Genomic DNA, 12,107 nt, shown 5'->3' with positions numbered 1-12,107 from the left:
ATTTACGCAAGTATCCTCGGAACTGCATTTGCATGGATACTGGAAATGAGTGGAAATATTTACAGCAGTATGCTGCTCCATATGGGAGCAAACATCTGGTCACTGCTTATCTCAGAATATGCACTGGATTTGTATTCCATGAAATATGGGGTACAGATTCTCATATTGATCTATCTGATTCTGTTGATCAGTGTGGTATATTGCCTTACCCATTTCGAAAAGATGTGCAGTATAAGAAAAAAGAAAAGAATGATATAAAAATAGAGACAAGATAAAGACATCTGCAATTGTGGAATGACAGTACACATGCAGGTGTCTTTGTTATTAGAAAAAAGATTATGTTAAGGCAAAAAGAAAATAATCAGTATACGGAAATTTAGATGTACTGGAAAGAGTAAAACCTAACAGTTTGATTAGGATTCGGAAATAACCTTTTACTGAATTAAACAGAGAATATCTGTTTGACAAATAAGTATTTAGCTATTAAGTACTTGACAGATACAACAGTATTCTGTATTATGAGTGTATCAATACAACTAATACACTAAATACACACATAAAATAAAACAACACATCATGAAACACGTAACAGAAAGGAGGAATCACCAGTGATTGTTTTGGATTATCAGGACAGGCGTCCAATCTATGAACAGGTTACAGATAAATTTCAGATCCTAATCCTGAACGGTGTCCTGCCGCCGGGATCGCAGATGCCGTCAGTAAGGCAGCTTGCTACAGAACTGTCCGTCAATCCCAACACGATCCAGCGTGCATATATGGAGCTGGAGAAACTGGGACTGATCTATCCTGTAAAAGGCAGAGGAAATTTCGTAGCAGACAGCTCTCAGGTACAGAAGATAAACAGAGAGAGCTACCGAAAAGAATTCACAGCACTGATACAGAAAGGCAGAAACACAGGATTCAACAGAGAGGAACTGGAGAAAATGCTTGCGGAAATCTTTGAAAAGGAGGACGAATCATGATAGAGATCAGAAACTGCAGTAAAGCTTTCGGAGAGATCCATGCCATTGACCATGTATCAATGGAAATCGGTGAACGCCAGATTTTCGGACTGGTAGGGACCAACGGTGCAGGAAAGAGCACGCTGCTTCGAATGGCTGCCGGAGTGATAAAGCCGGACGAAGGAGAAATCCTGGTGGATCAGGAACCGGTCTATGAGAATGAAAAGATAAAACAGCAGATATTTTACATTTCAGACGGTGGATATTTTCCACAGGGATATACGGCAGCAGATCTGAAAGATTTCTACAGAGAATATTATCCGGACTTTATGACTGACAGTTACAGTAAATTAATGGACCAGTTTCATCTGGATGAGAAACGCAGGATCAGTTCCTACAGCAAGGGAATGAAGAAACAGCTTCTGGTCATTATGGGAATCAGTGCAGGGACAAAATATCTGTTATGCGATGAAACGTTCGATGGACTTGATCCGGTCATGCGTCAGGCAGTAAAGAGTCTGTTTGTGTCTGAAATCATGAATCGGGATTTTACCCCGGTGATCGCATCTCATAATATGAGAGAACTGGAGGACGTGTGTGACCATGTAGGACTCCTGCACAAAGGAGGAATTCTTTTATCCAGAGAACTGGAAGACATGAAATTCCATATCCATAAGATCCAGTGTGTACTGCCGGATCAGACAAAAGAAGAAGCACTTTTGAAAGAATTGGACGTTTTAAAGAAAGAACATCAGGGATCACTTCTGATACTTACTGCAAGAGGGACCAGAGAAGAAATACTTCAGAAAGTACAGACACAGAATCCAATATTCTGCGAAGTGATTCCATTGACACTGGAGGAGATATTTATCAGCGAAACGGAGGTGGCAGGCTATGAAGTCAAAAACATTTTCTGGTAGATCATTAAGAAGCAGCTTAAAAGGCAGTACCTGGATTCTGGTGCTGTTGTTACTGGGGTTTATGGTTGCATTTCCGGTAGCAGAACTGATGCTGATCGGAAATCAGACGGATGAAATCCACAGGATGACTTTTGCCATGATCTGTTCCTATCTGATAGTTCCAGGCTTTTTGGTTACAATGCTTGTGGCCGTTGTAAATGCCCTGAATGAATTCTGGTATCTTTTTTCCAGAGATAAGATTGATTTTTATCACAGTCTTCCGGTAACAAGAAGCAGGTTCTTTTGGGAAAAAGCAATCAGAGGTCTGGTGCTGTATCTGGTTCCATATGTGATCATGGAACTGATCACAATGGCGATCGCAGTCAGCAAAGGACATGGTAGTCATCTGATCACGGCAGCGGGGAAAACGTTTCTGGAACATTTGCTTATGTATCTGCTGCTGTATTTCGGAGCAGTGTTGGCACTGGCAATTGCGGGAAATATTCTGGCAGGTATTCTGTCATTATGCTGTGTTTACCTTTACGGACCGGTACTGGGCATTCTTTTATGGGTGCTGGAAATGATGTATTTCAGAACGAATATGGGACTTAAAGAGGGAATGGCAGAAAAGATATCTGTTTTTCTTTCACCTGTATCTATTTCCGTGGCATTGCGGACTTATTCAGGACAAAAGAATTTCTGGATCATTATAGTGGGCGGGATACTGCTTCTGATTGTTCTGGCAGTATGTGCATATCTGGCATATACAAAGCGTCCAGCTGAGAAAACAGGAAAATCTTTTGTTTACGGATTTCTGGAACCAATCCTTTTGTTTATGGTCGTAATCCCTGCTGCTCTGGCAATTGGAACGATGTTTGCGCTGATCGGACCAGAAGAGAACAGGACTGGCTGGTGGATATTCGGGCTTGTGTTGGGGACAGTTGTATTTTATGGAATTTTGCAGGTTATTTTTGCAATGGATTTCCGTAAAATGGCAGCACATAAGCTGCAGCTTCTGCTTTTGGGAATATGTGTAGCTGTCAGTGCCTGGATATTACACACAGATGCCATCGGATATGATACAAGAATTCCGACAATGGCAAAAACTGAGGGAATCAGTCTGAATCTGGAGTGGATAGGAACTGAGAGTGTGAATGAACCGCAGATGGAAGTGAGTTCTGGTTCATATAAACTGGACAGACTCTTTTATTTCATGGGCGGAAATTATGGCAGATGGACAGATGCAGGAATGTCAGATAAAATCTATGAAGTGTTAAAAGAAATTGCGTCTTATCAGAACAGTAAGGAATGCAGCGGAACAGAAATAGGAGTTCAGTTTAAAAAGAAGAGCGGTTTCGATATTACCAGACAATATATAGTGACAGCGGAGCAGCTTGGCAGACTGCTGGAAGCATGCTATGAGCAGGGAACATTAAAAGATAATAAATATGATATTCTGGAAAAGTACAGACAGAAAGTGTCTTTTATAACAGTAGATCCTTTAAATGAATTAGATGATCAGTACTCTGTAACATTGGAAAAATCTGACAGTCAGAAGCTGCTGGATCTGCTGAAACAGGATATAGCAGAAGCCTCACCGCAGGAACTTATAGGAATCCCGTGTGGACAGATGGAGCTTTACGCTACTTCCTATGCAGATATGGATGAGCATATTGCACCGGAATCCTATGCAGAAGTAGGAAGATATATTTTCCCGACATTTAAGCGGACACTTGTTTTCCTGAAAGAAAAAGGTTATGCTTTTGTTATGGAAAAAGAAAATCTGAAACAGTACGATTATTCAGTGACATATAATGCAGAAGAAATGGATGTCACAGATCCTGAACAGAAAGAAGAATTAGCCCAGAGCCTGATCCGTGAATTGGAGTGTCCGGCATGGCTGGAAACGGAGGTGGGTGTGAGTGTGAAAGTGGCTCTGAACAGTACAGAGTCTGCCGGAGAATCGCTAAACGGAATAGAGTTTGCTGTACTGAAAGCGAAAGAGCCGGAATTTATAAAGAAAATAGTAGAAACTGGCGAGGAAGAAGAATGAAGAAAGCAGTTCGTCTGGACAAGTTCCTGGCAGATGCAGGAGCAGGAACCAGAAGTGAGGTAAAAAAATTTATTCAAAAAGGAAAAGTCCAGGTCAACGGTGTGCCTGCAAAGAAATCGGAGATCAAGGTCAGTGAAGAGGATGAAGTAGTTCTGGACGGAAACAGAATTTCCCAGGCACCGGAATTTGTCTATTATCTTCTGCACAAACCGGCAGGGTATGTTAGTGCCACAGAAGATAAGCGGGACAAAACAGTGATGGAACTTGTAGCATCAGACAGAAAAGGCCTGTTTCCGGTGGGAAGACTGGACAAAGATACGGAAGGACTGCTTCTGATCACAGACGACGGAGCACTGGCGCATGAATTGCTTTCTCCAAAGAAACATGTGGACAAGACCTATTATGCGGTTACAGACGGATGTATGACCAAAGAGGATGTGCAGCGCTTCGCAGATGGTCTGGAAATCGGAGAAAAAAATCCCACAATGCCGGCAAAACTGGAGATCCTCAGTACAAGAAAGGTTGAAGTGACAGAACTGGAACAGTACCCGTCAGGATGGTCATCAGAAATTCAGCTTACGATCAAAGAGGGGAAATTCCATCAGGTCAAGCGAATGACAGAAGCAGTAGGAAAGAAAGTCGTCTATCTGAAACGAATTTCCATGGGAGTATTGACATTGCCGGATGATCTCAAAAAAGGCGAATGCCGACAGTTGACTGCAGAAGAAGAAAAGAGATTAAAAGAAAGTGTTGTCACAAAATAAGTAAAATTGTAAGAATACATGGTTGATTGTCCGCTGATATAATGGACATTATAACATGTGTCGGTAAAGCGCAGGAAACTGAGTTTGTCAGAAGCAGATCAGAACCTGGAAGAAACTGTAAAAATAATAAAAAATTTGCAAAAAACCCTCTTTACATGGAGGGTTTTTGTATGCTATACTACAGAAGTTGCGAGTCATGCGCATCTATTGCGTATACAAAAATATACACGTTCGGAGATTCCCGTGGATGGTGCCCTGCGGTGTGAGGCTGGGTCTCCAGGAAAGAGAACCGGGCGGAAGAAATTAACCAAAAAGGAGAACAAACATGAGCGTTATTTCAATGAAACAGCTTTTAGAAGCAGGCGTACATTTCGGACATCAGACAAGAAGATGGAACCCTAAAATGGCTCCATACATCTACACAGAGAGAAACGGTATCTACATCATCGACTTACAGCAGTCTGTAGGCATGGTTGACGATGCTTACAATGCAATCGCTGATATCGTAGCAGACGGCGGAAACATCTTATTCGTAGGAACAAAGAAACAGGCTCAGGATGCTATCAAAACAGAAGCAGAGCGTTGCGGACAGTTCTATGTAAACGAGAGATGGTTAGGCGGTATGCTTACAAACTTCAAAACTATCCAGAGCCGTATTGCAAGACTGAAAGAAATCGAAGCTATGGAAGCTGATGGAACATTTGACGTTCTTCCTAAAAAAGAAGTTATCGAACTGAAAAAAGAACTCGTTAAGTTACAGAAGAACTTAGGCGGTATCAAAGAAATGAAGAGACTTCCAGATGCAATCTTCATCGTAGATCCTAAGAAAGAAAGAATCTGCGTACAGGAAGCTCATACATTAGGAATCCCGCTTATCGGTATCTGCGATACAAACTGCGATCCAGAAGAACTGGATTATGTAATCCCGGGTAACGATGATGCAATCCGTGCAGTAAAATTAATCGTTTCCAAAATGGCAGACGCTGTTATCGAAGCAAAACAGGGTACTGCAGATGCAGACGGCGAAATCGAAGCTGAATCTGAAGAGTTCGCAGCTACAGAAGAATAATTTTTTGAACCAGTACAGGAAAGCCGACAGGCTTTCCTGTCATTGAAAAAGGAAAAGCCTCTCCGGGCGATTTACGAATATTATTCAGGAGGAAAATGAAATGGCTATCACAGCAGCACAGGTAAAAGAATTAAGAGAAATGACCGGCGCCGGAATGATGGATTGTAAGAAAGCTCTTACAGCTACAGAAGGTGATATGGATAAAGCAGTAGAATTCCTTCGCGAAAAAGGTCTTGCTACAGCACAGAAGAAAGCAAGCCGTGTAGCAGCAGAAGGTCTTTGCAAAACTTTAGTTTCCGAAGACGGAAAGAAAGCAGTTGTTGTAGAAGTTAACGCTGAGACAGACTTCGTAGCTAAGAATGAAAAATTCCAGAACTACGTAGCAGATGTAGCAGCTCAGGCTATGAACACAACAGCAGCAGATATCGATGCTTTCCTTGCAGAAGCATGGGCACTTGATACAACTAAGACTGTTAAAGAAGCTCTTGCAGCTCAGATCGCAGTTATCGGCGAGAACATGAACATCAGAAGATTTGCTCAGGTTACAGAAGAGAATGGTTTCGTTGCTTCCTATACACATATGGGCGGTAAGATAGGTGTTCTTGTAGACGTTGAAACAGACGTAGTTAACGATGCTGTTAAAGAAATGGCTAAGAACGTAGCAATGCAGATTGCAGCTCTGAAACCACAGTACACAAGCGACAGCGAAGTAAGCGCAGAATACATCGAGCATGAGAAAGAAATCCTTATGGCTCAGATCCAGAACGATCCGAAAGAATCCCAGAAACCAGCTAAGGTTATCGAAGGAATGATCACAGGACGTATCAAAAAAGAGCTTAAAGAAATCTGCCTCCTTGACCAGACATACGTTAAAGCTGAAGACGGAAAACAGTCTGTAGCTAAATACGTAGAGCAGGTTGCTAAAGAAAACGGCGCTAAGATTACTGTTAAAGGTTTCGTACGTTACGAGACAGGCGATGGTATCGAAAAGAAAGAAGAAAACTTTGCAGAAGAAGTTGCAAAGCAGATGAACGCTTAAGCAGAAGTTTTGATTGCAAACTGAATCAGAATTTATAGAGGCTCTGAAAGCCTCATAAGCACTTTATTTTCTAGTGATTATGAGGTTTTCGGAGCTTTTTTCTATGGATAAATAAAATGGCGAAATATTTTGAACAATCTGAAGATATTTTACAAGACTTTCTAATGCCTTAGGAATAAAATAAAACACGGAAAAGAGGAGAGAAAGTAACATGAAAAAAGAAATACGGACAATAGTGTATGATGAGGAACTTCGGATTGAAGCTTATCGTTTTGAGGGAATTGCGCAGCCCTTACCGAATCATTTTCATGAGCATTATGTGATAGGGTTTGTTGAAAAAGGACAGCGGACTTTATCTTGTCGGAATAAAGAGTATGGCATAGAGTGTGGGAATGTAGTCCTTTTTAATCCTGGAGATAATCATGCTTGCGTTCAAAGTGATGATGGAACTTTTGATTACCGGGGATTTAATATTTCTAAGAGTATTATGCTTGATCTGGCAGAGGAAGTGACAGGAAGACGGGAACTTCCAGGGTTTTCAAAGAATGTTCTTTATGAACATGCGAGCATACCGAGACCGTTTACGGTTTTTGCGCCATGGGCGGCACAGCTTTTTAAAAATTCTGTTTCTGCGGGATGAAAGACTACGTCACATACAGTCATCTGGTCGGTTACGGTACCGTAATCAATATCTGGTTTTGCAGTGATATCCGGTGAAAATCCGATGGATGTCTACAAGTTCAGCTCTGTAATTTACGCTCATACCGTTGTCCTCCAATATATCAGTTTGATATATATTTTAATCCCTTCAGGGTAGGAATACAGATTCTATCTGCTGAATTTTTCTAAAAGAAATGTAAAAAGCCTTAAAGTAATTTGTGACACAAAGAAAAAGTAAACAAACTGACAGGAAACAAGTAAAAATGAATTGCTGAATTATATAACAGACAGTATAATAGAGAGAAAGTGGTGTTTGGAAATAGTCCAGATATAATAGAAAAAGGAGTTATTTTACAAATGAACATTTTTTCCGGTTATGAGTTGCTTTGGCTGTTTTTTGTTTATTCGTTTCTGGGGTGGGTTCTGGAGACGGTGACAGCTACTTTGAAGCAACGTAAGTTTTCTAACCGAGGTCTTGTGAACGGGCCATTTTGTGTAATGTATGGAATTACAGCGGTGATCATTTCCGTTGGTCTGCAGGAACTGACGGGGTTCTGGCTGTTCTGGTATTCGATGATCTATGCGACAGTGATGGAGTGGGTTGGAGGCCACCTGATTGAAAAGGCGTTTAAGGAGAGATGGTGGGACTATTCCGGGGTTAAATGGAATCTGGATGGATATATCTGTCTGCCGGCATCTGCTTTGTGGGGCATTTTTGGATACATAGTGGTCAGGTGGGGAAATAAGCTGACATGGAAACTGTTATCTGTTTTTCCATCCGTATTATCACATATTGTATTGTTGGTCTTGATCATATTAATGATTGTAGATATTACGGCTTCATATCTTTTACTGATAAAAAAAGGACCATATCTGGAACAATGTGCGGCGGCGAATGAACAGCTTGATAAAGTAAGCGGACATCTGACTTTATGGATTACAGACTGGATTGAACGAAGAATCCACAAAGCCTATCCAAAAGTGCAGAAAATGCAGTCAGCAGAGAACACGGCAGCAGAGAATGTTTTTGCACAGGGCTGTGGTTTTTATAAACTGATGCTGTTATTTATCATAGGGGCATTTCTGGGAGATATTATTGAAACAGCTTTCTGCCGGATTACAATGGGTTACTGGATGAGCCGGAGCAGTCTGGTATGGGGACCATTCAGTATTGTGTGGGGACTGGCACTTGCGCTTGTTACCTGGTTTTTGTATAAATATAAAGACCGCAGTGAGAGCTTTCTCTTTCTGACAGGTACTTTTCTGGGAGGAGCTTATGAGTATCTGTGCAGTGTATTTACAGAAATCTTCTTTGGAAAGGTATTCTGGGATTACAGTAAACTGCCGTTTAATCTGGGAGGAAGAATTAATCTGCTGTACTGCTTTTTCTGGGGGATTGCAGCAGTTGTATGGTTTAAGAAAGCATATCCTCTTCTTTCTGGTTTAATTGAAAAAATACCTGTAAAACCAGGAAAAATCATTACCTGGATACTGACTGTCTTTATGTGTTGTAACATTATTGTTTCTTCTGTAGCACTGATACGCTATGACCAGCGTGCACAGGGCGTTAAAGCACAAAATCAGATAGAACAGTGGGTGGATACACACTTCGACGATGCCAGAATGAAACAGATTTATCCGAAGGCGAAATCCACGCATAAAAAGACAGATTTACAGTAATTTAACCGAATGAAGTAGCGAAGCGGATGATTTTATCCGCTTGACTATGGCTTCAGGGAAATGATATAGCAAAAATACTCTTGACATTAAACCCTACTTTAATGATATGATTAATCGAAATAACAAAAGGAAGAATAATCAGGAGGTTAACCACCATGGAAAATAAACTGGAACATTTAAAAGAATACCTCAAAGAGCTTGGCAGCGTAGCAGTTGCTTTCTCAAGTGGAGTAGATTCTACATTCTTATTAAAAGTAGCTCATGATGTACTGGGAGATAAGGCAATCGCGATCACAGCGCAGTCCTGTTCTTTTCCGAAAAGAGAATTGAACGAAGCCAAAGCGTTCTGTGAGAAAGAGGGCGTTAAGCATGTGATCTGCCAGTCTGAAGAACTGGAGATTGAGGGATTTTCCCAGAACCCACCAAACAGATGTTACTTATGTAAGAAAGAACTGTTTGAGAAAATCGGGGATATTGCGAAAGAGAATGGAATTGCATATATTGTAGAAGGTTCCAATATGGATGACAACGGCGATTACAGACCAGGTCTGATCGCAGTAAAGGAACTTGGTGTTAAGAGTCCATTACGTGAAGCGAAGCTGACGAAAGTAGAGATCAGAGAGTATTCTAAAGAACTGGGACTTCCTACATGGGATAAGCAGTCCTTTGCCTGTCTGTCTTCCAGATTTGTATACGGCGAGACCATCAGCGAAGAGAAACTTGGAATGGTTGAGAAAGCGGAGCAGCTTTTACTTGATCATGGATTCCATCAGGTTCGTGTACGTATTCACGGATTACTTGCAAGAATCGAGATTATGCCGGAGGAATTTCCGAAACTTCTGGAGAAGAATGTCCGTGAGGATATCGCGAAAAAATTTAAGGAGTATGGATTTACTTATGTGACAATGGATATTCTTGGATATCGTATGGGAAGCATGAACGAGACACTTGACAAAAACGATAAAAAGACTCTTTAAGGCGGGATATACACCGACAAATCAGTTGACAAATATCTCAGATATCATTACACTGTTAAATAGAGAAAAGGGCTGCTGCATTTCTATGTGGCCGCCCTTTTCATGCCTATAGAGGTATGCAAAGGAGAAAATGCAATGACAGTAAAAGAAAGAATTACCGCGCTTCGGGAACGCATGAAAGAAAAAAAGATCGATGCTTATCTGGTCCCGACAGATGATTTTCATGCATCTGAATATGTAGGAGAATATTTCAAATGCAGAAAATATATCACAGGTTTTACCGGTTCTGCGGGAACGGCAGTGATCATGCAGGACATGGCCGGTCTGTGGACGGACGGACGTTATTTTATTCAGGCAGCCGCACAGTTAGAGGGAACAGGTGTAGATCTTTTTAAGATGGGAGAGCCGGGAGTTCCGACAATACATCAGTTTCTGGAAGAAAAATTAGGAGAAGGCATGTGCCTTGGATTTGACGGAAGGACCATCAGTGCAAAAGAGGCATCCGAGCTGTCAGAAGCACTCGGAAAGAAAGGCGCTTCCCTTTCTGTAGATTATGACCTGGTAGGAGAGGTATGGGAAGACCGTCCGGCACTTTCCTGCGAGCCGGTGATGGAACTGGATGTAAAATGGGCAGGAGAATCCCGCGCAGATAAATGCGCAAAGATCCGCAAGGCAATGGAAGAAAAGGGAGCAGATGCCTTTGTCCTGACTTCTCTGGATGATATCGCATGGCTGTTAAACATCCGTGGCGGAGATGTACATTGCTGCCCGGTTGTCCTGTCTTATCTGGTAATGACTCAGAAAGAGATTAAGCTGTTTGCCAATGAGAAGGCATTTCCGGCAGAAGTTCTGGATGCTCTGGCAAAAGACGGCGTGACTCTTCTTCCATATGACAGCATCTACGAATATGTAAAAACATTTGCAAAAGATATGAAAGTTCTTCTCTGCAAACAGAAAGCAAACAGCCGCCTGGTAAGCAATATCCCGGCAGAGGTTGAAATTCTGGATGAAGAGAACCTGACCCTTCTTCCAAAAGCGATCAAAAATCCGGTAGAAGTGGAGAATGAACGTATCGCACATATCAGAGATGGTGTGGCACTTACAAAGTTTATCTACTGGTTAAAGAAAAATGTAGGCAAGATTCCGATGACCGAATTAAGTGCAGAGGAGAAGCTGTACAGTTTCCGTGCACAGCAGGAGAACTTTATTGACAACAGCTTTGATCCGATCATTTCCTATGGAGTTCATGCTGCGATCAACCATTATTCAGCAACACCGGAGACCGATATCCCGATCGAGCCGAGAAGCTTCCTGCTGGCAGATACAGGCGGAAACTATTATGAAGGTACTACAGATACCACACGTACCATTGTTATGGGACCTGTAACAGATGAGCAGAAGAAATTTTTCACTGCGGTTTTACGTGGTATGCTGAATCTGGGAAATGCGAAATTCCGTTATGGATGTACAGGTGTGAATCTGGATTGTCTGGCACGTGGTCCGCTGTGGGAACTGGGAAAGGACTTCAATCATGGAACAGGACATGGAGTAGGTTATCTGCTTAATGTTCACGAGGGACCAAACAGTGTCCGATGGAAAGTCGTTCCGGGAAACAATGCAGTTCTGGAAGAGGGCATGATCACATCTGATGAGCCTGGATACTATGTAGAAGACGGATTTGGAATCCGCCATGAGAACATGATCGTATGCAAAAAAGCTGAGAAAACAGAGTATGGACAGTTTATGTGCTTCGAATTCCTGACTATGGTTCCATTTGACCTTGATGCCGTGGTTCCGGAGCAGATGACCGCACATGAGAGAGAACTTCTTAATAATTATCATGCGCAGGTATATGAAAAGATTTCTCCGTATCTGGATGAAGATGAGAAAGCATGGCTGAAAGAAGCCACACGTGCGATTTAACCGAATCAGCTACGAAGCGGATCAAGTTATTCGATGCAGAGCCACATAGCGAAGAGAATGTTGTTATTCGCATGAGCCGGA

The 12,107-nt window shown here is 41.9% G+C and carries 10 protein-coding genes and 1 pseudogene; all 11 read left to right on the top strand.

Going from position 1 to position 12,107, the window contains the following annotated elements; translation table 11 throughout:
- Positions 1–258: pseudogene (locus ACTNES_RS10190) on the top strand (CPBP family intramembrane glutamate endopeptidase); the annotation flags it as partial.
- Between the two features lie 350 nt (positions 259–608).
- Positions 609–983: a GntR family transcriptional regulator gene (locus tag ACTNES_RS10185; protein WP_019162114.1), complete on the top strand. Its 375-nt coding sequence runs from the start codon at positions 609–611 to the stop codon at positions 981–983.
- The gene (locus ACTNES_RS10180) at positions 980–1,882 is read left to right on the top strand and encodes an ABC transporter ATP-binding protein (protein ID WP_291816192.1); all 903 of its coding nucleotides are present in this window, start codon (positions 980–982) and stop codon (positions 1,880–1,882) included. The genes ACTNES_RS10185 and ACTNES_RS10180 overlap by 4 nt, the downstream gene beginning before the upstream one ends.
- Positions 1,857–3,914 carry a hypothetical protein gene (locus ACTNES_RS10175; RefSeq protein ID WP_441039217.1) on the top strand — a complete coding sequence of 686 codons (2,058 nt, stop codon included), beginning with the start codon at positions 1,857–1,859 and terminating at the stop codon, positions 3,912–3,914. Before ACTNES_RS10180 ends, ACTNES_RS10175 begins: the two co-directional genes overlap by 26 nt.
- Positions 3,911–4,678 carry a pseudouridine synthase gene (locus ACTNES_RS10170; RefSeq protein ID WP_118633740.1) on the top strand — a complete coding sequence of 256 codons (768 nt, stop codon included), beginning with the start codon at positions 3,911–3,913 and terminating at the stop codon, positions 4,676–4,678. The genes ACTNES_RS10175 and ACTNES_RS10170 overlap by 4 nt, the downstream gene beginning before the upstream one ends.
- Positions 4,679–5,003: 325 nt before the next feature.
- Entirely contained in the window at positions 5,004–5,747 is a 744-nt protein-coding gene (gene rpsB / locus ACTNES_RS10165) for a 30S ribosomal protein S2 (protein ID WP_216459055.1), read from the top strand.
- Positions 5,748–5,847: 100 nt separating this feature from the next.
- Positions 5,848–6,786 (top strand): translation elongation factor Ts, encoded by a 939-nt coding sequence (tsf, locus tag ACTNES_RS10160; RefSeq protein WP_118512173.1) that lies wholly within the window; start codon positions 5,848–5,850, stop codon positions 6,784–6,786.
- A 211-nt stretch (positions 6,787–6,997) separates the two neighbouring features.
- Positions 6,998–7,426 (top strand): AraC family ligand binding domain-containing protein, encoded by a 429-nt coding sequence (locus tag ACTNES_RS10155; RefSeq protein ID WP_291818065.1) that lies wholly within the window; start codon positions 6,998–7,000, stop codon positions 7,424–7,426.
- 377 nt (positions 7,427–7,803) lie between these two features.
- Positions 7,804–9,126: a putative ABC transporter permease gene (locus ACTNES_RS10150; protein ID WP_216459054.1), complete on the top strand. Its 1,323-nt coding sequence runs from the start codon at positions 7,804–7,806 to the stop codon at positions 9,124–9,126.
- Positions 9,127–9,281: 155 nt separating this feature from the next.
- Entirely contained in the window at positions 9,282–10,103 is an 822-nt protein-coding gene (gene larE, locus ACTNES_RS10145; protein ID WP_291818061.1) for an ATP-dependent sacrificial sulfur transferase LarE, read from the top strand.
- A gap of 135 nt (positions 10,104–10,238) precedes the next feature.
- Complete coding sequence (locus ACTNES_RS10140; protein ID WP_441039216.1) at positions 10,239–12,026, top strand: aminopeptidase P family protein; 1,788 nt, start codon at positions 10,239–10,241, stop codon at positions 12,024–12,026.
- Positions 12,027–12,107 lie beyond the last annotated feature (81 nt).

The sequence above is a fragment of the Blautia sp. HCP3S3_D9 genome (assembly GCF_052063845.1).
Lineage (GTDB): Bacteria > Bacillota > Clostridia > Lachnospirales > Lachnospiraceae > Blautia_A.
This window is presented reverse-complemented; position numbering and strand designations above follow the sequence as displayed.